The organism is Cryptosporangium phraense (assembly GCF_006912135.1).
GTDB lineage: Bacteria > Actinomycetota > Actinomycetes > Mycobacteriales > Cryptosporangiaceae > Cryptosporangium > Cryptosporangium phraense.
Window position 1 is genome coordinate 17,743 of the sequence record NZ_VIRS01000037.1, and the last position, 23,878, is coordinate 41,620.

General features: G+C 74.1%; 2 protein-coding genes (1 of these 2 cut by a window edge). Both read right to left on the reverse strand.

From position 1 onward, the window contains the following. Positions 1 to 23,318 carry the 5' portion of a WXG100-like domain-containing protein gene (locus FL583_RS40520; RefSeq protein ID WP_170324006.1) on the reverse strand. It extends 14,014 nt beyond the left edge of the window, so the window shows 23,318 of its 37,332 coding nt (coding positions 1-23,318); the start codon lies at positions 23,316 to 23,318; its stop codon lies beyond the left edge, outside the window. A gap of 61 nt (positions 23,319 to 23,379) precedes the next feature. Next, on the reverse strand, positions 23,380 to 23,871 hold the full coding sequence (locus FL583_RS33790; protein WP_142708959.1) for a gluconate 2-dehydrogenase subunit 3 family protein: 492 nt from the start codon (positions 23,869 to 23,871) through the stop codon (positions 23,380 to 23,382). Positions 23,872 to 23,878: the final 7 nt, after the last annotated feature.

Sequence of the window (23,878 nt, forward strand, 5' to 3'; positions counted from 1 at the left end):
AGCCGGCCCTCGGGCGTCCGGACGCCCGGGCCGAAGTCGACGCCCAGGCCCAGCGTGAACGACGGGCCGGTGCCGTCGGCGTGGCCGTCCGGCGGCGAGTACGGCAGCACCGACGTCTGACGCACCCACTCGACCAGCACGTCCGCGCTGACGTCGGTGCCGGTGCCGTCCCAGTCGGCGAGCGAGGGCATTGGGCGGTCGTGCCCGCTCCATCCGTCGATCGGCGGCGCGGCCGACGGCGCCGGAGCCGGGCGCTCTCCGATGCGGTCGAGCAGCGGACGCACCGCGTCCGGGGCCGGCGACGAGAACCTCGGCATGTCGTAGTGGTCGGCCGCGCCGGGCTCGAACGCGCGCCATGGGCCGTCGTCGGGGTCCGGGTAGTCGCGCAGGAACGCGTGCCGGTACTGCCCGGCCAGCGCGCCCGCCGTCCGGCGCTGGTCGTGATCGAGCGTGACGTCGGTGAACAGGAAGACCGACGGCCGGTCGGAGGCCGGGAGCTGATCGAGCCGCTCGGCGATCTCGGCCGCCGTCTCCAGCGCGTCGTCCCCGGTGACGACGACGACGTGCGGGACGCCGTCGGCGAGCAGCGCGTCGGCCGCGGCCCGGATCGCCGGCGACGGCGTCCGGCCCGACCAGATCAGACCGCCCTCCCGCTGAACACCAGCGGGCAGCCCCAGCAGCCCCAGCGACCGGTGGCCCAGGCCGCCCTCGGGCAGCGCGACGCTGCCCTCGGCGGTGTGCAGGTGCCACCGGGGGCCGTCCGGGGACTCGGTCGCGACCGTGAGGCCGGGCGGGACCGACGTCGGCGCGTCCGCGGTCGGTGCGGTGTGGACGACCAGCGTGCCGGCCGGCATCGGCTGGTCGGCGAACGTGGCCAGGACCTGGTCCGGGGTGAGGCCCGGGCCGGCCAGGACCGTGGTGCCCGCGCGGCCGCCCGCGAACGCCTGCAGGGCGGGTAGTGCCCGCGGGTCGATGTCCCCGACGACCAGAGCCGAGCCGGTGGCCCGCGCCCCGGGCGGGCGGGGCGTCCGGCCCTGCGGGGTGGCGGCGTCGGCGGCCTCGATCTCGGCTCGGGTGGAGCCGGCCGGCAGGTCGGGGCCGAGTCCCTCGGGGTAGTGCAGGGTCAGCCCGGCGCTGCTCGGAGCCACGACGCGTACCCCGGTGGTGGCGGCCAGGTCGGCGGCGTTCAGCGTGGCGGCGGGGCCGTCGAGGACGATCAGCGCCCGGTCGCGCCCGGTGCCGAGCAGCGCGGTCAGGTCCGGTACCAGAGCGGCGGCCGACGGATCGGTGACGACGATCGACGTGCCCTCGCCCCGCGCGGCCGGCGGGACGGTCGGCGCGGGCTCGCCTACCCAGAAGGTCCCGTCGTCGGTCCGGGTCACGCCGTCGGGCAGCCCGAACGCGTCGTCCGGAGTAGTCGCGCTGATGCCCGGGGCGCTGCCGTCGGGCTGGATCGTCAGCCAGGTCTCGCCGTCCACCGCCAGCGTCACCGGCACGCCGGACTCGCGGGCCAGCTCGCGGGCCTCCCCCCACCGGTGGACGCCGATCGGCTCGGTGAGCACGATCTGCGGCTCCCCCCGCCCGGCGTCGCGCAGCTCGGTGACGGCGTCGGAGAGCGAGAGCGGCCCGTCCGGCCGGGCGACGACCAGCGTCGGCCCGGGATGCGCCGTCGCCAGAGCGTCCACCGAAGGGTTCTGGGCCGCACCGACGCTGTACAGCGCGGTACCGGAGTCCCAGAAGCCGTCCGGCAGGCGCACGCCGGGGAACCGGCGGGTCCGAACCTCGGCCACCGCCTCGGCGGTGAGGACCGGACCGAGGCCGGGACCCTCGCCGTTCTCCTGGGGCAGGTACCACTCGGTGCCGTCGGGCGCGGTGAGCCCGCCCTCGCCGGGCGGCCCCGAGTAGGGGCGCAGAGCGACCGTGGTCCACGGGTGGGTGCCCGACAGGTCGGACCAGCGCGCGCTGTCGACGCCGATGTTGTCGACGCTGTCGACGACCACCAGCAGGTCCGGCGCGCTCTCGTGCAGCGTGGTGAGCTCGTCCTGGTAGTCCTCCAGGCCGCGGCGGAGCACCACGGTCGTGCCGGTGCGGGAGGCGGCGAAGCCGTCGTAGCGGCCGTGGGCGTCGCCCGCGTTCCGGTAACCGCCGATCATCAGGAAGTTCTGGTAGCCGGCCACGTTGTCGGGCAGCGTCGGCTGCCAGTGGGTCTGGGCGATCCAGGAGTCGAGCAGGGCCCGGGTGCGGGCGCTGCCGCCGTCACGGAGGACGCCACCGATCGCGGCCCGGGCCGGCTGGTCGGTCGGGGCCGGATCCTGACGCGAGTGATGGCCGAGCGGCTGCAGGTCCCCGGCCGGGGTGCTCGACCCGACCAGGCCGGCGCTGATCCGGGCCTGCAGTTCGATGACGCCGATGTCCAGGCTGGCGCCCCAGACCCGCATCTCCACGTGCTGACCGGGCGACGGAACCGGGCTGTTGAACGCGTTGCGCAGCGGGCGGAGGTTGAGCGCGTCCTCGCGGTTCGTGCCGCGGCCGAACCGCGCCCGGTGCGCCTCGGTCGCCTCGTCGTCGACGATCGCGTAGCCGTCGGAGGGCGCGGTCAGCGGGTTGGTCCAGCTCGTACCGCGGTGATACCGGTGACCGGGCGTGCTGCCCAGCCGGTAGAGCACGTCCTGCATCGCCGCGAACCGGTTCTCCAGCGCGACGACCGCGACGGTCGGCGACGGGCTGTCACGCAGCAGGTCGTCGACGCCGACGTGGATGTGGCCGCCGGCGTTCGGCGAGGTCCGGGCCATCGCGCCGTGGCGGCGCAGGATCGCGGTGGCCAGGGCCACGTCCCGCCAGGCCTGCGGGGTGTTGCTGAGGATCGGCGACACCAGCTCGCCGTGGACGGTGGAGTCCTCCTCCAGGCTCCAGCCGTTGCGCGCGGTGGTGTACCCGGCGTTGCTGGCCGCGTGGTAGCTGCCGACCGTCGAGCGTCGGCTCAGGCCGAAGCGGTGCAGGTCTGCGGCGATGCTCGCCAGGCGGGCCTCCCGCTCCTGTTCGGACAGCGACGGCGGGAAGACGAACTCCATCTCCAGTCCGACGGTGGGGCCGGTGCCGTCGACGTCCGGGTCGGTGTCGGGGTTGCCGTACGGGAGGACGGACTCGCTGCGCACCCAGGCGATGAGCTGCTCGGGAGTGGCGTCCGGGCTCGCCGGGTCGAAGCCCTCCGGGAGCGTCCCGGGAACGTCGGTCCACTGCTCGGCCGGCGGGTCGCCGGGGATCGTCTGCTGGGTGACGCCGAGGCTCTCGGCCAGCGGGGCGACCGAGCCGTCGGTGTCGAGAACCAGCGCGCTGGTCCGGAGGCTGCCGAAGTGCGACATCAGCCGGACCAGGTTCCGCAGCGACCCCCGCGGGTTCAGCGACACCACCGGCCCGTGGTGGGTGATCGTGTCGGGGATCGGGCGCGGCGGGCCGACGTGGGTCGCGTCGCCGTGCCGGAACACGCCGGGCGGTAGGCCGAAGTCCGCCGGGGCCGGGAGGGCCAGTTCGAGCGCGACGTCGGTGACCTGACGGCCGTCCGGGGTGAAGATCTCGCCGCTCTCCGGCACCAGCACGGTCGTCCCGGAGTCGACCGCCAGCGGGCCGGCGACCTCCGGCGTGCCGCCGAGCAGCACGACCAGCGTGTCCCGGCGATGGACGCCGAGGTCGAGGTCGTCGAGGGCGTCCGGGTCGGCGTTCGTGGTGACGACGACCGGCCGGTCGCCCGGGGCCTGGATCCAGGTGTCGGGGACGTCGGCGTGGATGGTGGCGGCCTCGCCCGTCCACAGGGCCCCGCGGTCGTGGACGACGCCGGCCGGGAGGTTGCGCGTCCACTGCGGAGTGGCCGGGAACTGGACGTTGTCCCGGGTCAGCGGCTCGGTCACGGAGTGGAAGCGGCCGTCCGGGTGGAGGATCAGCGTGTGGTCGACGTGGGCGACCGCGAGGCGCTGGCCGGTGCTCTGGGCGAACTCGCGGAGCACGTCCCAGAGGTGGATCCCGGCGACGTTCGGGCTGACGACCAACGGCGTGCCCTGGAGCGTCAGCTCCTCCAGGGTCTCGATCGTGCTCTCGTTCCAGGTCTCGATGATCACCAGCGGGCCTGGGTGGCTGGCGGCCAGGTCGGCGAAGGCGCCGGGGGGCGGGTTGCCGATCGTGTAGGTGCCGTCGGGGTTGGACCGGACGCCACTCGGCAGGGGCCGGGCCGCGGGGGCCGGAGCCGGGGCCTCGCGGGGCCCGGGATCCTGCCGGGCCAGGCGGTCGAGGTGGGCCGACGCGCCCGGACGGGTCTGTTCCGGGGCGCTCGCGGGGGGTGGGGCGCTCGCGGGGGGTGGGGCGCTCGCGGGGGGTGGGGCGCTCACGTCGTGGGCCACGATGTCGGCGACCGTCCCCGGGGTGAGGATCTCTCCGCCCGGCACGGTCAGGTGGCCGTGGCGGGTGAACACCTCCCAGTGCGTCCCGTTCCGGTTCCGGACGGCCAGCGTCACGTGGTGCTCGCGCGCAACCGTTTCGAGGTTCGCCGCCTCGATGTCGGCGGTCGTGGCCTCACCGGGCACCACCACCAGCGGCTGGACCGCCGCCCCGGCGTGCGGGGCGAAGCCCCGGCGCATCTCCTCGAGCACGACCCCGACGTCGTCCGGGGCCGCGTCGTCGGGGAGCACGGCGACGTACGGCACGCCGGCGCCGGCCAGCGCCTGATAGCCGCTCCGGGCCTGCGGCGACGACGGATGCCCGCCGACCCAGACGACGCCCGAGCCCACCGGGACCTCGGCCGTCAACCCGAACCAGCCCTGGGTGAACGAGATCCGGTTGCCCTCCGGGTCGCGCCCGTCGATCCGCTCGATCTCGCCGGCCGGGGTGATGTGGGTCCAGGTCTCTCCGTGCCGGAACGTCAGGCCGACGCCGGAGTTCCGGGCCAGGTCCTGCTCGCGGGCGCCCGGGACCTCGCTCGACGCAGCACCGACGAACACGGTCGGCGCCGAGTCCGGGAACGCCGCCGCCACCCGGCCGAGCGCGGCTCCGAGGTCGGTGACGTCCTCGCCGAGCACGACGGTCGGCCCGGTCCGGTAGCGGCTGATCGCGGACGCGGCCTGCACGACGTTCTCCGGCGCGGGCGCGTCGCCGTGGACCACCACGGGGCCGGACGCCCGGAACCCGGACGGCAACGGGCCGCGGCCGTAGCGCGGTGCGGTGACCGCGTCGATCGTCGCGCGATTCGTCCGGGTCGACAGCGTGATCGTGGAGCCGTCCGGCTGCAGCAGCATCCATCGGGCCGTGTTCGGCGCGGTGACGTCGCCGGGGGCCGGGGGCGTGGGGTTCGGCGTGGCGTCGTCGGCGACCACCGCGATCAGCGCCCGGACGTCGTTCCGGGTGGCCCACTGGGTGAACGTCGGCAGGTTCTGGGCCCCGTAGCCGCCCATGAAGACCAGTAGGGCGTCGGACCACCGGTTCCCGGCCACGGCCCGGACGTCGGTGATCGTGTTCAGCCGGTCGTCGACGCCCGGGCCGCGACGGTTGGCCGGCTGGGAGACGATCGTCAGCTCCGGTGCGCCCGGGACCGCTAGGCCCAGGCGGGTCCGGGCCGGGTCGCCGAGCCAGACGGCGTCGTGCTCGATCGAGACGCCGGGCAGGAGATCGACGAGATCGCCGAGCGTCAGCGGGGTGGCCGTGGAGAAGTCGAGCGTCTCGACGTCGGCCAGGGTCGGCGCGGTGGCGGCGGTGCCGTCGGGCCGGATCACGGTCCACGGGCCGTCCGGGTTCGCGGTGGACGAGATCGCGACCGGCACGTTCGCGGCCCGGCTGAACGTGAGGGCCTCGGTCCAGCGGAACCGGGGCAGGCGCTCGGTGACCACGGCCCGGAGGCCCGGCGTGGCGAGCGCCGACACCGCGCTGATGGCGTCGGGCGAGATGCGCCCGACCGTGACGACGGTATCGCCGGGGACGTCGAACGACGGCGTCCGGCCGACCCGGAGCGTGCCGCCCTGCTCGTAGACGCCGGGCGGCAGCGTGAAGTCGTGCCGGAACTGCGGCAGCGTGGTGTCGGGGTTCAGCGCGGTCCCGAGCCTCGGGCCCAGGCCGTTGCCGCGGACGACGTACCACTCCCGGCCGTACGGGGTGGCCGGGCCGGTCGCCGTGTAGTCGCGCAGCGCGAACGGGGCGTCCCGCTGGGCGATCAGCACCCCGCCGACGGCGTTCAGCGCGACCGCGGCGGCGCCGATCGCGGCCTGGCCGTCCGCGCCGACCTCCTCGTCGACGATGACGACCGGCGGGCGGGCCGGGTCGGCGTCCGGGAAGAGCGCGCGGAGGTCGTCGGGCGGAAGCGCGGCGATGGCCCCGGCGGTGGAGCGGACGGTCGGGCCCGGGCGGCTCGACGCGAACTCGGTGAACGCCTGCATCGCGTCGGCGTCGACCTCGCTCCCGCCGAGGTCGAGGAAGGCCCCGTAGCCGACGGCGCCGTCCGGCAGCGTGGGTTGGGCGGAGGTGGCCGCGAACCAGGAGTCGAACAGCGCGGCCGAGCGGGGGTCGCCGTCCGGGAGCAGGTCGCGGGCCGTGGCCGGCGTCGGGCCGGTGGCCAGGCCCCGGGTCATCGTCGCCTGGAGTTCGATCACGCCGATATCCAGGCTGCCGCCCCAGACGTTGAGCGTGACCGGGCCGTCCGACGGCTCGATCCGCGCCGACGCCGGGCCCCGGTGGTACCGGGCGCCCGGGGCGGTGCCCAGGCGGAACAGTTCGTCCCGGAGCGCGTCGACGTTGGTCGCGAGGTCACCGGGCTCGGTGAGCGTCATCGCGGTGTCGGTCCGGCCACCGGGGACGCCGCCGTGGCGACGGACGACCCCCAGGGCGAGAGCGACGTCGCGCCAGGCCGTGGCGGTGTTCGGGAGGCTCGGCGAGGTCAGCACGCCGGTCTCGGGGTCGATCGACCAGCCGTCGAGCCCGAATCGCCGCAGGTCAGCGGCGATCCGCTCCAGCCGGATCGCCCGTTCGCCGTCGAGGAGCGCCGGGTCGACGTCAACGCCCAGGCTCAGCGCGATCGGCGGCCCGGCGCCGTCGGTGGCCGGCGCGGTGTACGGCAGCGACGAGGTCTGGCGCACCCACTCGACCAGCAGGTCCGGGGTGACGTCGGCGCCGAGGCCGTCCCAGCCGGTGAGCACCGGGGGTGTCCCGGGGCCGTGGGCGCTCCAGCCGCCCAGCGAGTTCTCGGCCCCCGGGTGCTGACCGACGTGGTCGAGCACCCGGCCGATCGTCTCCGGGGTCAGCGTCTCGAAGTCCTCCAGATCGGACACCGAGTCGCCGCTCGGGCCGTACCCGGTCCAGGCGCCGGGCGAGCCGTCGTCGCTCGGGAGGTGCAGGAACACCGCGGTGCCGTGCCGCCGGCCGATCGCCCCCATCTCGCGCAGGGAGGCGGCGTCGGGCTCGACCCCGGACAGCAGCGCGACCGGCGGCCGCCCGCCGCGCGGGAGCCGCTCGGTGACGTCGGCGAGGCCGGTCAGCGAGTCCGCCACGACGACGAACGGGACGCCGTCGGCGAGCAGCGCGTCGGCCGCGGCCCGGACCTCCGGCGACGGGGCCCGCCCCGACCAGATCAAGCCGCCCTCCCGCTGAACACCAGCGGGCAGCCCCAGCAGCCCGACCGTCCGGTAGCCCAGGGGCCCGTCGACGGTGGTGGGGCCGGCCGGGGTGTGCAGCTGCCACCGGGCGCCGTCGGGCGATTCCGTCGCCACCGTGACGCCGTCCGGGACCGAGGTCGGCGAATCGCTCGTCGGCGCCGTGTGCACGATCAGCGTGTCGGCGGGCAGCGGATGTCCGGCGAACGTGCTCAGGACCTGGTCGGGCGTCAGTCCGGGCCCGGCCAGCACGGTCACGCCGGTGCGGCCCCCGGCGAACCGCTGCAACTCGGTGAGCGCCTGCGGGTCGACGTCGCCGACGACCAGCACGGGCCCGGTGGCCCGGACGCCCGGCGGGCGCGGGGTGCGACCCCAGCGGGCGGCGGCCGAGGCGGCCTCGATCTGGGCCCGGGTGGCGCCGGCCGGGAGCGTCGGCCCGACGCCCTCCGGGAAGTACAACGTGGAACCGGAGAACACCCGGACGCCGGTGCGCGCGGCCAGCCCACCCGGATCCGGGATCCCGTCCGGCGCGACGACGAGCGCCTGGTCGGTGCCCGTCCCGAACAACGCGGTCAGCTCGCTGACGTCCGCATCGGTGACGGTGGCGGGAACCACGACGGTGGGCCCCGCGGTCCCGGAGCCCAGCGGGTCGACGCCAGGCGGGCCGGCCCAGAACGTTCCGTCCTGCCGGGTGAAGCCGTCCGGGAGGCCGAAGGCCTCGTCGGGCGTGGTGGCCGGCAGCCCGGGCGCGGGCCGGAGCGTCCCGGCGGTCGGGGCCGCCCCGGTCACGTGCGCGCTGCCGTCCGGCTGGATCACCAGCCAGGCGCCGCCGGTCACCGGCAGCGTGACGGTCGCGCCGGAGTTCCGGGCCAGCGCCCGGGCCTCCCCCCAGCGGTGGACGCCGATCGGCTCGGTCAGCACGACGAGCCGGTCGCCGTCCTCGGAGATCGCGTCGAACACCGCGCCGACCGACTCCGGACCGGCCGCGACGACCGTCACCCCGTCGCCGAGCACCGGCGTGCCGACCGTCCCGGGTCCGTAGACCGCGCCGCCCTCGTCGCGGAACCCGTCCGGCAGCGTGACGCCCGGGAACCGGCGCGCGGGCAGGTTCGCCGCGATCTCCGGCGTGAGCACCGGACCGAGACCCGGCCCTTCGCCGTTCTCCTGGGCCAGGTACCACTCGGTGCCGTCCGGCGCCATGAGCCCCCCGCCTTGCCCGGGCGGTCCGTCGTAGGGGCGCAGCGCGATCGTCGGCCAGGGATTCTGGCCCGAGTGGCCGGCCTGCCGGTCGGTGTCGGTGTCCGGCCGATCGGCCGAGATCACCAGCAGGTCCGGCGCGCTCCGGTGCAACTGCTCGAGCGACGACCGCACCGCGGCCGGGGTGGTTCCGCGCACGACCACGGTCGTGCCGTCCCGCTGGGACGCGAACTGGTCGAACCGGTCGTGCTCGGAGCTCGACGGCCGGGCCGGGCCGACCGCGAGGAAGTTCCGGTAGCCGGTCGCGTCGTTCGGCAGGGCCGGCTGCCAGGACGTCTGGCTGACCCAGGACTCCAGCAGCGCCCGGGCGCGCTCGCCGAGGCCGTCCGGGAACAGCGCGGTGATCGCGTCGATCGCGGCCTGCCCGTCGGCGTCCGGGCCGTGCTCCCCCAGCGCCTGGAACGGGTGCGTCGTGGTGTCGGTCTCGGCCGCGCGGAGGATGGCCGCGCTGATGCGCGCCTGCAGCTCGATCACGCCGACGTCGAGGCTGACGCCCCAGTGCCGCATCTCGACGTGTTGGCCGGCGTTGACGCCGAGCAGCCGCCCGAGCGTGAGCGCGGTCCGCATCGAGCCGAGGTTCAGCGCGTTGTGGCTGGAGTCGCCGTCGTAGCTGGTCAGCCGGGTCAGGTGGGCGTCGCCGTCGTCAACGATCGCGTAGCCGTCGGAGGGCTCGGTCAGCGCGTGGGTCCAGCGGGTGCCCCGGTGGTAGCGGTGGCCGGGCGTCGTCCCGAGCCGGAACAGCACGTCCTGCAGCGAGGCGAACCGGTTCTCCAGCGCGACGACCGTGGAGATCAGCGGCGTGCCGTCCCGGACGAGCGAGTCCGCGCCGACGTGGATGTGGCCGCCGGCCCGGGCCGACGCGGTCGCGCTGGCGCCGTGCCGGCGCAGGATCGCGGTGGCCAGCGCGACGTCCCGCCAGGCCTGCGGGGTGTTGCTGAGGATCGGCGAGACCAGCTCGCCGTCCACCGTGGAGTCTCGCTCCAGGCTCCAGCCGTTGCGGTCGGCGGTGTAGCCGCGGGCGCTCGCGGTGTGGTACTCACCGATCTCGGCCGACGTCGTCAGGCCGAAGCGGTGCAGGTCGGCGGCGATCCGGTCGAGCGTCTCCCGCCGCTGGGCCGGCGTCAGCGAGCTGGGCAGGTCGAACTCGAGCTCCAGGCCGAGCGTCGGGCCGCGGCCGTCGACGTCCGGATCGGCGTCGGGCAGGCCGTAGGGCAGCACGGACTCACTGCGGGCCCAGGCGATCAGCTGCTCGGCGGTGGCGTCGGGGTCGGTGGGGTCGAAGCCGTCGGCGTGGATTCCGTCGGTGGTCACCTGTTCCGAGCGACCGTTGGCGTCGGCGGCGGCGAGCTCGCCGGCGTCGAGATCGTTGAGCGTGTCGAAGCCCTCGCCGTCGAGGGCGTTGGGCGGGAACGCGACCCAGGGGACGCCGCCGGCCGTGTGGATGCCGTCCGGGCCGACGCGGATGTCGGTCTGCGGGGCCAGCACGACGAGGTCGGTGACGTCGGCCAGCTGCTGGGCGAAGCGGGAGGTGATCGCGCCGGTGCCGCAGGAGAGCAGCGTGATGCTGCGCTTGCCGGTGAGCGCGCCCCGGCGGGTCAGGAAGCCGGCCAGCTCGGCCGGCGGGAGCAGGACGAAGCGGGTGCTGCCGTCGGGCTCCGTCAGCGGCACCCGGACGTTCTCGCCGCGGCCGTGGACGGCGACGGTGAGGATCGTGGGGTCGCTGGACGGGACCGGGTTCGGGCCGAGGTCGGTGACCTCCTGGGCGGTGACCAGCGCGATCCCGCCGTGGGGCAACGGGGTCGTCAGCGGCCGGTCGGTCGGCGACAGCGTGACGACCGGCAGGTCGGCCGGGTCGCTGTCGCTGAGCGTGACGCCCCGGGAGCCTTCCCCGCCGGAAGTCGTCGCGGCGGCCGACGCGGCAGCGGCGGCGGCGATGTCTCGGCTGAGCTGGTTCCGGGCGGCCCGGGCGTCGGTCTGCAGCTGGGCGGCGGCCGCGTCCGGGGCCACGACCGCGTTGCGGATACGGGTGTCCAGGTCGGCGAGCCGGGCCTGCTCGTTCCGCAGGTCGGTCGCGGTCGTCTGCAGCGCGTCGACCGCGTCGGACCGGGTCTGCGCGTCGGTGACGTCGGTCCCGGCGTCCTGCAGCACGGTCGTGAGCCGGGTGCTCGGGGCGCGCAGCGCGTGCCGCTGGGTCACCGCGGCCTGGATCCGGGTGCGCCGGGCGGTCGCGTCGGCCAGCTCCTGGTGCACCGCGGTCACCGCCCGGCCGAGCTCGCCCTGGTCGATGTCCCGGTCGATCCGGACCGACTCGTCGAGCTGGTTGGTGATCGCCCCGTGGGCCTGGTCGAGGCCCCGGTGGGCCGCCGGGTACTGGGCCAGGGCCGCGTCCAGCCGGTCGAGCGCGCCCTGCGCGGTGGCGGCGTCGGCATTCTGGGCCTGAGTCAGTGCGGCCTGCAGCTCGGCGTGCGCGGCCAGGAAGTCGGTGACCGCCTGGGGCACCACGATCGGGTTCTGCGTCAGGTCGACGACCCCGGCCAGGTCGCGGCCGACGTTCGCCAGCCAGGTGTTCGCCTCGCGGAACGCGGGGTCGGCGTCGAGGTCGTCGAGCGTCCGGTTCGTCGTCGGGTCGGTGAAGGCGGCCGGCAGCGCGGGCGCCCCGCCGCGGGTGGCCGTCCACTCGGCCGACGTCGTGATGTCCCCGTCCTGGGCGACGTGCGCGAGGTCGGCCAGGTCGGGCGTCAGGTGGGCCAGCAGGTGCTCGGCCGCGTCGTCGAGGCGCTGCTGCAGCGCCGGGTCGGCCGAGGCCTCGATCAGGACGATCGGCCCGCCCGGGTTGGCCACCATCGGCGGACGCTGGACGACATCGGGCGTCCGGAGAGTGAAGCCGGTGGTGGTGGCGTCGAGCACGATGCCGCCGAAGCCCGCGATCTGGTAGGAGCCGGGCCGGCCGTCGACCGGGGTGATCCCGTGGCCCGCGGTGAGCCAGCCGGTCGTCGCGCGGAACCCGGTCGAGGACGGGAACGGCTGGCCCGGCTGGTACGTCACCTCGGCCGGGACCGGGTTCCAGCCCGGGTCGCGAGCCGCGTCGGCCCCCGGCGGGACGGTCAGCGGCATCGCGACCGGCGCCGGGAACGCCGACGGGGTGGCCGTCCCGCCCTCGAACGTGATCACGGTCGGCGGCGCGGCCAGCTGGCCCAGGAAGAACGTGACGTCGGCGTCGCTGACGCCGGGAGCCACCGTGAGCCGGGCGGTGCCGTCCGAGGGAAGCCCCAGCAGCGGCAGCGGCACGGCCGGCGGGGCCCCGGGCGCGAGCCGGATCGCCCCGTCGGGCGTCACCGACGCCTGGACGTTCGGGGGCATCGCGGTGGCCGGGATCTCCTCCGGGTTGCCCAGCCGCTCGGGCCAGCCGTTCAGGCCGAGCTGCTCCATGTCGGCCGCCCAGACCCGGAACAGCGCCCCGTTCCGGATCACCACCGACATCGCCTGGCCGGGCAGGGCGGTCTCGACCATCGCGGTGCGCTGCGAGTGCTTCGGCCGGATCGTCAGCTCGACGTCGGACGCGTACAGATAGGACGCACCCTTGTGCTTGCCCTTGCGCCCGTCGCCGAGGCCGCCGGTCTGCGAGGTGCTCTCCTGGCCGGCGGTCTGGCGTCCGGCGCTCCCGGACGGCTCGTGCCGGCCGGTGTCGAGCGGGTTGCGCTGGGCCTCCGCGGGCAGCACTTCGCCGGTCCGGGCCACGACCCGGCCCTCGACGAACGTCTCCCGCCCGCGGTCGGTGCCGACGCGGTGGGCCTTGCCGTCCTCGGACTGCTTCTCCAGCTCCAGCGTGTCGGTGGTGTCGACGAGCGTCGGCCGGTCGCGCAGCCGGGCCTCGATCGTGAAGTCGCCGAGCTCGGTGCTGAACAGCCCGTCCCGGAAGATCGTCCCCGGGTCGACGCCGTCGCCGGTGAGCGCGGCCCCGAGCAGCGCGGAGTAGACGCCACCGTCGGTGAGCTCGTCCAGGACGAGCGCGGTGTCGGGGTCGTCGGTCAGCGCGGACACCACCGGCTGCGGGGCGGGCAGCGGGCCCACGAACCCCGGCGGGCGCTTGCCGACCCGCGCCGGCGGCGGCCCGGAGAACGCCCGGTCGATCAGGTCGCGGAGGACCTTGGCCCCGTGGCCGCCCTCGATCCGGAAGTCCATGCCGTCGGGGAACGTCCACGACGTGCCGGGCGCGGGCCGGGTGGCCTTCGGGCGGCTCGCGGGCGGGGCCGGCTGGAACCGCCCGGCGTCCCCGACGTCGGCGAGCGCGTTGTCGAGCGCGACCGGCTTGTTGGCCAGCGAGGTCGGCACGGCGACGGTCAGCGCGTCCGCCTTGTCGATCGGCCCGCTCTCCGAGCGCTGCACCCGCCACGACCGGTCCGCCGACCGGAGGCCGACGCCGAGCGTCAGGCCCAGCCGGCTCGGCACCCGGCGGCTGGTGACCTTGACCTGGTACTGCAGGTCGGAGACGAACCCCTCGGTCGGTCCGGACTTCTCCGCGTACTCCGACGTCCCCTTGATCTCGGTGTCCCGTACCGACGTCTCCCGGACGCCGACGTTCCCGCCCGCGCGGACGTCGGGCCCGATCGCCTGCAGGCCGTTGTCGCCGGTCAGGCGGGCGCCCCCGAGGTACCCGAGGCCGGCCGAGCCGCTGAAGAACCGCCGCTTGATCGCGGTGATCTCGTTGATGATCGACGACGCGGTGAACGTCGACGTGGTGGTGCCGGCCGGGGTGCCGCCGGTACCGCGGGTGTTGCTCGGGACCGCGACCAGCTCGACCGTGACCTTCTCGTCCCAGAGCCAGCCCGACCGGGTGAAGTGGTCTTTCATCCCGCCGTCGAACAGGGCCTGGGCGCCGGAGCGCATCCGGCGCTTGCCGGTCAGCTTCTGGACGCTCGTGACGACGTCGGAGCGCAGCCGCTCGGGGACCGGGGCGGTGCCCTGGCCGAGCGCGGTGAGCGTCTCGGTCTCGCCCAGCCGCTTCGAGTCGCGGACGTTGGACAGGCCGAGGATCCGGTGCAGGTAGGGCGGTGGGCGGCGGCCGTTGCCGACCGCGGGGGTGAACGGGGCCGGGGTGTTCAGCGGGACGAGCGGGATGCCGTCGTCCTCCGTGAACAGGTTCGCCGCGTCCGTGTAGAGGGCCTCTTCGCGCTGGTCGGCGACCTGCTGCATGATCCGGTCGGCCTCGGCCCGGCTGACCTTGAGCAGCGCACCGGCCGGGATCGTGACCTTGGTCGTGACGGTCTCGGTGGTCTTGCCGCCGAACAGGTTCGGGGTGCTGACCTCACCGGTGAACGTCAGCGTGATCGTCGCCAGCAGGCGGCTCGTCGGTTGCTTCTCCAGCACGTCCCGGCGGGCCTCGGTGAGGCTCACCTCGCGTTCGGACCGGTCGGACCGCCCCTGCGCGTACCCCTGCTGGGCCCGGGGAAGCGCCTGGTGGACGTCACGGGGGCGGCTCTTGTCGCGTCCGGTGATGTCGGTGGCCAGCGACTCGATCACCGCCACGTCGACGCCCTTGTCGCGCCGCTGCGAGGTGTCGGACTGGTGGCTGACGTCGTCCGACCGGTACAGGTTGTGCGCCGGGTTCGTGCCACCGGCGTCGGTCTCGCTGACGATGTGCGGGTCGGAGAGCTCGGCGGTCATCGTCAGCGAGCCGAGCAGGTCGGTGAGGTGGCCCTTGCGCAGGACGTCGGTCGGGGTGCCGTCGCCGTCGAGGTACTCCTGGATCGCCGAGCGGATCGCGTCCGGGGTGAGGCGGTCGAGGATCGCGGTCTGGGACGGGGTGCCCGGCTCGGTCAGCGGCGAGGCGTCGAACGTGTAGCGCTGGCCGCTCTGGCCGTCGATCGTGCCGCGTTTCCAGCCGCTCCAGAAGTTGCCCAGGCCGCGGAGCGAGCGGATCCGCTGGGGGCGCAGGAGGTGCGTGCCGGGCGTCCGCTCGACCGTGACCGACTGGGCCAGCGCGACCTCGGCCGCTGTCGTGACCTCGGCCGGCGTGTGGACGTCGTCCAGAAGGAACGGACCGTCGAGCGTGAAGGCGTCCGGATTGGTGTCGGTGGGGGCGGGGGTCTGGTCCTGGAGTTCGACGGTCGGGGCCGCGGTCGGCAGGCCGGGCGGGGTGAAGGCCCGGCTGACCGGCGGGACCGCGATCCGGAGCGCGTCCGGGATCGTGAGGGTGGTGGGCGGTGGGGCCGGCGCGGCCGCGGGCGCGGGGAACGTCGCCTGCGTCGGGGTGACCCGGTTGCCGATGCCGCGGAACGGCGCGGCCATTCCGCTGGGGCGGTTCGGTGTGGTGACGTCGATGGAGAACGTCAGGTCGGAGGTGTACTCGTGCAGCGTGCCGTCGTACTTCTCCAGGTGACCGCCGGTCAGCGTGGTGACGCCACCCATCCCCCGGCCCCGCCGGTAGAACCACGTGGGTCCGAACCGGACGATGAACCCGCGGATCCGATGGTGCCAGCCGGTCCGGGCACCGAGCTCGAACGCGAACCCGGCCCGCCAGCCGGTGCCGACGCTCGCCCCGCGGGCGTCCCGGTCGAGGTTCTGGACGACCTGCTCGAGCTGGGTCCCGGCGACCGGCCCGCGGTAGGTGGGCGCGGTGTTCGGCAGCTGGGCCTTGACCGTGACCAGGACCGTCGAGGAGTTCGAGACGAACCCGCGGGTGAACGACGACGGACGTTTGAGAGGGATCGTGATGCCCTCGCCGCGCAGGGTGTGGAATGAGCCGCGCAGCGCCGACTCGGTGACCTTCGAGACCAGCGCGGCCTGGTTGCGCAGCTGCAGCCGGGTGGGCTTCTGGCCGTCGCGGGGCAGCAGGTCGGCGTCGACCGCGGTGACCGCCTGGACGGCCGCGTCGTAGAGCTGCTGGCTGCCCCGTACCTCGCGCAGGTCGGACAGCCCGATCGGCTGCCAGTTGCCGACCCGGGGCGCGAACGGGTTGGTGTTCGGGGTCGCCGCCGGGTCGGCCGGCAACGGGGCCGCGGCCGGGACGTCGGGATAGCCCAGCGCCCGCGCGTCGGCCGGGGTGATCCAGACCCGGGCCTTCACCGCGCCCAGGTTCTGCACGGTTCCGGCGTCGGCGTCGCGGTGGACCTGGCCGTCGACGGTCAGCGGGATCTCGTAGAGCAGCAGGTCGCCGGTGACCTTGCTCTTCGTGTCGACCCGGGAGACGAACCCGCGGCTGTCGGACTGCCCGCTGGACGTGTCGGCGCTGAGGTTCGGGCCGAAGCCGAACACGCCGAACGCGGCCGGGTTGTTCGCCGCCTCGGCGAACCCGATGATCGGGCCGCCGGTCACGGTGATCCTGCTGCTCTTGTCGCCCGACCGCCCGAACGCGCTGCTCACGAAGCTGCGCAGCGACGATTCGTGGCGCCCGGACGTCCGCCCGGTCGCCAGCAGCGTCGGCGTCCCCACGGTGGCGGTCAACGTGGCGTAGCCACGGGTGGTGGAGCGGAGGCCGAACGCGCTGCCGTCACCCTTGGAGACGATCTTGTCCGACGAGTAACCGGTCGTGGTGAGCGGTTCGAGATTGCGGCCGATCTCGCCGAGGAACTCCAGCGCGTGGTCGCGGTGCGGGCTGCCGATCTTCCGGAAGCCGGGCGGGAGCATGTCGAGGAACCGGTCGAACAGCCCGTCCGGACGCCCGGGCGACGGGGTCTGGGCGAGCACGACGTTCTCGACGACCATCGTCGACGGCAGTTTGTAGCCACCGGCCGGAGCCACGTGGCCCGGCGCCGGGACCGGCCGCACCGCGCTGTCGAGGTCGTTGGGCAGCGCGAACGTCACGTCGGCGTCGATGGTGGCCGGGTTCGTGCGGCCGGTCGTGCTGACGCCGTCGGCGGCCCGGGTGTTGACCGTGACCGTGAGGGCCAGCGTCGCGTCGACCGCCTGGGAGCGGCCCGGGCCGTCGCCGACCGGAGCGAACGTCATCTCCTCGTTGCGGCGGTAGCCGGACGCGGCCGCGACCGCCCGGCGGAGCCGGTTGCTCCACTGGGCGAACACCGACACGATGCCGCCGACCTTGACCCCGGCCGACGCCGGGTTCGGCGCCGGGGCGACCTCGCTGAAGCCGAGCGCGGCGGTCCAGCCGCTGGTCGCGGACTCGCTCTGGGCGACCGCGCGCTGCGACCGCTCGGGGAACCGGCGGTCGAGGTTGCCGCCCTCGACGAAGTCGTTCGCGGCCGTCCGGTCGCTGGACGCGGACGCGGTCGTGCGGCCGCCGGTGGCCGCGGCCGGCGGCGGAGCCGAGAGGACCAGCTCGAACGACCGGTCGCGGTGCGATCCGTTCTCGTTCGGATTGATCGTGACCCGGAAGCCGAGGCCGTTGACCATGTCCCGGACGCCGTCGCGGAGGACGTGGTCGGGGAGTTGGGTCCTGATGAGGTCCTCGAGACGGGCCCGGTCGGGGCCGAGGTTCAGCGTGTCCAGGTACTCGACGATGCCCATTCGGATCGCGTCGCCGTTGTGGAGACCGACCGTGCGGATGCTGGAGCCGAGGAACCCGGGGTCGGAGAGGATCCAGGGCAGTTGGGCGTAGGGGACGCCGGCGCCTAGCCAGGTGGCCCATTCCTGGGTGGTCGCGTCGTCGGGCGCGGGCTGGGACGGGCCGGTGAGGTCGGTGATGCTGACCGGGAGCGTCGGGCCGAGCGGGGTGCTGTCGCCGTCCGGGGTGAACAGGATCCAGTGGCCGTTCGGGGGTACGTCGGGAGCGAGGGTGCCGTCCGGACGGAACTGGATCGAGCTGACGAAGCCGTTGTGCTGGGGGGCCTGGCTGGTCGTCGACTGGAAGACGATGCCGTCCGGGGCGAGCACGTCGGTCTGCAGGAGCCGGGCGACCTCGGCGGCGACGCCGGTGGTGGCGGTCTCGCAGACGACGAGCCGGATGGGGCGGGTGTCGGTGGGGGATTTGAGGCGGCGGATGCGGTCGGCGATCTGGGTGGCGGTTTCGCCGCTGTGGGAGACGTAGGTGTAGGAGTCGGGGTCGGGTGGGAGGGAGCCCGCGAGGTCGGCCTCGGCCGGCCCACCGACGACGTGCCCGTCGGGGCCGAGGGGGGTGACGGCGGGGGCGGCGTGTTTGAGTTGTTGGGGGACTACCGGGAGGCCCAGGCGGGTGCTGAAGCGGTCGGCGACGTTCTGGAGCCAGCCGGCGGCCGCGGTGGCGTCGAGCCCGGGCCGGACCTGCTCACTCATGTACCGGCCGGACTTGTCGTTCACCGTCCACGAGTTGATCGCCGGGTCGAACCGGAACTCCCCGGCGATCCGGCCCCTCCCCGGCGCCGACACCCCGGACTGGTCGAACGCGACCGCCAGGCCGGTATGCCCCAGGCCGATCAGCGACTGGGTGAGCGTCGCCTCGGTCAGGTCGGGGTCCTTCTCGCGCATCGCGTCGAGCAGGTCGTAGAACTGCTCCTCGCCGACGATCCGCCGACCGTCCTCGCTGCCGAGCATCACCTCCCCCGAGTCGGTGACCAGGAAGAGCCACACCGCGCCGGTGTCCTGCACGAGACGCTCGGGGTTGATCTCGTCCAGCCCGACGTACAGCGGGTTCGGCCGGACCGTGAGGTCGTCGGCGTACTGCTCCTCGCTCTTGACGCGCTTCGGCGGGACCGCGTCGCCGTAGGTCGGCCGCAGGGCGGCGTCGGTCTCCGGGGCGACCGGGGCGATCGGCCCGGGCTCTTTGGCGGTGGGCTCCGGGTTCTTGCTCTTCTTGTCTTTCTTGGCCGGGGCCGGCGCTGGGGCCGCGGAGTGTTTCAGCTGCTGGGGAACTACATCGACGCCGAGGTGGGCGCCGAAGCGCTGAGCGACGTTGCCGAGCCAGCCGGCGGCGACGTCCCGGTCGAGCCCCGGGCGGACCGAGTCGCTCATGTACCGGCCGGACTTGTCGTTCACGGTCCACGACTCGGTGTCCGGATCCCACCGGAACTCCCCCGCCGCCCGCCCCAGGCCGGGCTCCGACGTTCCGGTGCTCCGGTCGAACGCGACCGCCAGGCCGGTGTGCCCGAGCCCTACCAGGGATTGGGTCAGCTCCACCTCGGTGAGCTTCGGATCCTTCTCCTGCATCGCCGCGAGCAGCTCGTAGAACTGTTCGTCGCCCATCAGGCGGCGGCCGTCCTCGCTGCCGAGGATGACGTCGCCGTCTTCGGTGACCAGGTAGAGCCAGGTCGCGGTCTTGCTCTGGAGCATCCGCTCGGGGGTCATCTGCGTGAGCGGGACGAAGAACGGGTTGACCCGGACCGTTCCGTCGGCGTGCTTCTCCTCGGGTTTGATCCGCTTGGGTGGGACCGCGTCCCCGAACTCCTGGGTCAGCTGCTCCCGGATCTCGCTCTTCCGCTCGTCCGACACGCTCTCGGCGTCCGCCGTCGTCGTGTCCGGCACCGTCGCGTCGGCCGACGTAGGAGCCGCGGGCGCGGGCGCAGTTTGCGCGGGAGCTGTGGGCGCGGGGGCTGTCTGAGCCGGGGGCGGGGCCGTTGCGAGGGTGGCGGTGAAGCTGGAGAGGGGAGCCGGAGCGGGCAGGCGGGTGACGGCGCCCCGGCGCGAGACGGCCGACGGGGCCTGGCGGATCTCGCTGGTCGTGACGTCGCCCCGGCGCCCGAGCGGAATCCAAAGTTGCTGGTTGCCGACCGCCGGACCGGGCACGGAATCCCCCGGCACCGCCGCCCGGGTAGCCGCGGGCAGGACCGCCGTCCGGGCCGGAACCTGCACGGTGAGCAGCACCTGCCCCGGCGGGATCACCGACGGCCGCGCGGTCGACGCCACCACCCGGCCGTTGCGCCCCCCGGTGCGCGGCACGCCGTTGGCGTCCACTGTGGTCAGGACGAACGCGGTGACCGGCGCGCTGTTCAGGACGACCGAGTTCCCCAGGTTGGGGATCCCGTGACCGTCGAGCTGGACGACCGCGGTCGGGCGCGGGCCGCCCCGGGCGGTCGGCGCCCACGACGCCCAGGCGTGCGTCAGCGGGACGTACGGGTTCGCCGTGACCGGCTGGGTCGGCGTGCTGACCGGCAGCCCGACGGTGTCCGCGACCGTCGCGTCGCCGATCGTCGCGGCGAGGTTCACCGGCAGCGTCGGGCCGATGCTCGTCGGGGGGAGCGACAGGTCCGGGGAGAACAGCACCCAGTCGCCCTTGGCCGGCAGCACCGGCCGCATCTCACCGGACTCGTCGACCGTGGTCCCGGCCACGAACCCGTTGAACTGCGGAGCGGTGCTGGTGCGGGACTGGAACACGGTCCCGTTCGGCGCGAGCACCGGCACCCGCAGCCGACGCGAGACCTCGGCCGCGACCGACCGAACACCGCCCCTACCGACGCCGCAGATCACGAGGCGGATCGGCCGCGTGTCGGCGGGGTCGCGCACACGCCGGATCGCGGCGACGAGTTCGTCGGCGGTGCGCGGGTTCGCGCCGTCGCCGTGGCTCACGAACGTGTAGGCCGACGGGTCGCCCGGCAGGCCGGCGGAGATCGCGGACTCGGCCGGCCCACCCAGTACGTGCCCGTCCGGACGCGTGGGGTCGCTGCCCAGCGGTGTCGCGGCCGGGGCGTCCGGCGTGCCGGGGCTCGTGAGCGGATCGTCGGAGCGCCCGTCTCGCGCGAGGCTCGGAGTAGGGGTAGCGCTCACCGCGGAAGCCGCCGTCGTCGACGGCGTTCGAGTCGGAGTCGTCAGGGAAGAGTCGCCCGGGAGGCGCGTCGAGGAGGTCGTGGAGGTCGTGGCGGGAGCCGCCGTCTGAGAGGTGTTTGGGGTCTGAGCGGGAGTTGGCGTCGTCTGAGCGGGAGTTGGCGTCGTTTGAGCGGGAGTTGGCGTCGTTTGAGCGGAGGCCGGTGTTCGGGCGGGAATTGGCGTCTGGGCAGGGGTTGGGCGGGTTGGCGTCGAGGTGGAGGGGGTGGCCGTGGAGGAGGTGACCGGGCCGAGCTCACGCGGGGGCCCGGACCGGGGGAACACCGTCCACACCGGATCACTACCGCGGGCACCGCGCCGAGGCTGCACCAGAGCGACGACCTCGGTGTCGCTGATCCGGCTGAGCGACGCCGCATAAGCCCGGGGCGTGGGGATGGGCTTACCGGTCGGGTCGGTCTGCGCAGCGAGGACGACCCGCTCCGGTGTGTTGCCGCCGACCTGGGAGGTGGCCGCGGCCTGGAATGCCTCGAAGGTAGTGCCGGTGGTAGGCACCGCCACGACGAAGTCGGATGCCGACGCGTCGGGAGGAGCCCGGAACGTCCCGTCGGACGTAACGAAGGTGCCCGGCGCCGCCGCCTGAGCCGGTGCTGGCTCGGTGATCGTCGGAGAGGTGGAAGCCGATTTCCCGTCAGAGGACTGCGGGGCCGTGGACTCGGCCGGTGTGGAGTCGGTGGCCGACGTCGTCGATGGCAGGTCGGAGGTCGCTGGGTTGGTGCCCGTCGGAGTGGAGGTCGTGGAGACGGTCGTGGGCGTTCGGGTCGTGGAGGTGGTCGTGGTCGGGCTCGTGTTGGAGGTGGTCACCTGTTGCGGGCTGGTGGCAGTTCCCGACGTGGGCGATCCCGGAGTGGGGGTGACGCTCGTCGTCGACCCCGCCTTAACGCCACTCGCGGTGGATCCCGTGCTCGTAGCTCCGGTGCCCGTGGAGGGCGTTCCCGTGGAGGACGTTCCGGTCGAGGAGGCGCTGGTCGGCGAGGTGTTCGGGGGTGCGCCGGTCGAATGGGTGCCGGTTGCCGAGGTGGTCGACGGTGTGCCGGTCGGGAGGACTGTCGACGACGTGGTGTTCGACGAGCCCGTTGCCTCACCCTGAGAAGGGCCATCGTTCGCCGGCGTACCGCCCGGGACGGCCGTGGACGAGGTGGTACTAGCCGCCCCGGTCGAGGCCGTCCCGGTCGAGGCCGTCCCGGTGGAGGTGGACCCTGTCGACGTCCCCGTTGTCGGGGCGGTGACCGTGCTGCTGGTGGGCACGGGGACTGGTACGCCGGTCTGGGAGCCGGTCGTGATCGCTGTCGACTGCGTCCCCGTGCCGGTCTGGGTTCCGGTGCCGGTCTGGGTTCCGGTGCCGGTCTGGGTTCCGGTCGTGGTCTGGGTTCCGGTGGTGGTCTGGGTGGTCGGGGGACCTTCCTCGAAGTTGTCGGCGAAACCCTCCGTCGTGTCCGACGACGTGGTCGGCAAGCCGTTGAACGCCTCGTCGAAGGCGGACTGCACGTCCGACGCGGCCTTCTCCGCCGTCTCGTCGGCGGTGTTCGACGGCACCGGCCCGCCCTCGTACGTCGGCGGCTTCTCGTCCGTGTACGACGGGGGCGGCGTCGACGCGTCCGAATCGGTCCCCGTCGAGGAGGAACCCGTCGTCGAGGAGGAACCCGTCGTCGACTCGTCGACGGTCGACCCATCCCCACCCAGCAACGGCTTCCGATCAGGATCCGACGGGCCCAGACCGTGGCCCTTCGTCGGGCCGAGCGCGTGCCCTAGCCCCTCACCGATCTGACTCGCGATCCCCGCCGTCGCACCGGCCGTCGCCGAGAACGGGTTGACCTCCCAGCCCTGCCCCATCGCCCCCTGCAGCAGGGTCTCGGTGAGCATCTCGTGCAGCGACTCCTGCACGATCTCGGTCGCCGACTTCCCGGCGTGCTTCGCCCACCCCTCGACCACCGCTTCGCCGAACACCGAGTCGAGCGTCTTGACGATCTTCGGCGACACGAACTCCAGCGGTTCGTTCCCCACCTCGTCCAGGTGCTTCGACGCCTTGAGTACCGCCTCCTGGATGACGCTGTCCGGCACGGCCCGACGAGAAATCTTCTGCAGCGCGGTCGACAGGCCCTTCTCGAACAGCTTCGACATCGGGCCGAGCGGCAACGACACGGCCGCACCCATGAGCCCGACGTACACCGACTGCAGCGTCGCCTCGCTGTCCCACTGCGTCCGGTGCCCCTTGGCGAACTGGATCGCCTGCGCCGCGACGTCCATCGCGACCTGCAGCAGCACGCCGAACGTCACCGAGGCCAGGATCTTCATGATCAAGCGGCCGAGGATCGTCTTCAGCAGGAACCGGAAGATCGCGTACCGGGCCGCGAGCCACACCATCGAGCCGCCGCCGGTCCAGAACGCCATCGCGATCGCCCAGGCGATCTCGATCAGCAGCTCGACCAGCGACAGGATCGAGATCAGCTTGACGTACTCGACCTGCAACCCGGTCTTGTTGGCGAACTGCGCGAGCGTCCGGAACTGCTCGACCGCGGCCTGGAAGTAGTACGGCTCCTCGACGGTGTACGACGCCATCGTCTCGGCGAACCGCAGCGCGCCCTTACCGTTGAACTGGTGCTGGGCCGACCGGACGGCCGCGACCATCTCGGGCAGCAACTCGTGCTCGACCCCGTCGGCGGCCCGGGTCCAGGCCCGCGAGATCTCGAACAGCGCGTCCTCGTCCGCGTCCGGCCACTCCTCGCCGGTCAGGACCTGGAATAACTTCGCCACCTCGGGAGAGACCTGCATCCCCACGCCAGGCACTCCCCTTCCCGGTCAAAAGGAACAACACTCAGACCCGCTCGGCCAGAACCACCATTCCGGTCAGCCGCAGCGCACGCAGGTACGACTCCTCGGTCTCCGAGTCGAGCCAGATGACGTCGCCCCCGGGGCGGGGCAGCGCGCCGAGCGGCGCGTAGAAGCCGGTGATCAGCACCAGCGGCACCGGCGCCGTCCAGTCCTCGTCGAGCACCGGTGGCGTCTCCCGGCTCCCCAGCAACACCTCGCGCTGCGCCGGAGTGCAGCGCGAAGTGTCGGCGGCCAGCCGCGCCTGCGCCAGGATCTGCGCACCCACCAACCCGTCGCGCCGGGCGTCCGACCGCGCCGGCTCGTCCAGGTCCGCGTAGCCCGGGATCAGCTCGGCCACCAGGTCCGTGCGCTCGTCGGCGTAGACGCGCCAGCGTCCACCACCGTCGATCAGCTCGAACCGGTAGCGCTCGCCGTCCGGACGCCGGGGCGGGGCCCCGGCGCCGGATCGGACACGAATGGCCGGGTACGAAGTCATCGGTTCC

Excerpts from the sequence above, each read along its gene's own strand:
- FL583_RS33790 (WP_142708959.1), bottom strand. The coding sequence starts at position 23,871 with ATGACTTCGTACCCGGCCATTCGTGTCCGATCCGGCGCCGGGGCCCCG.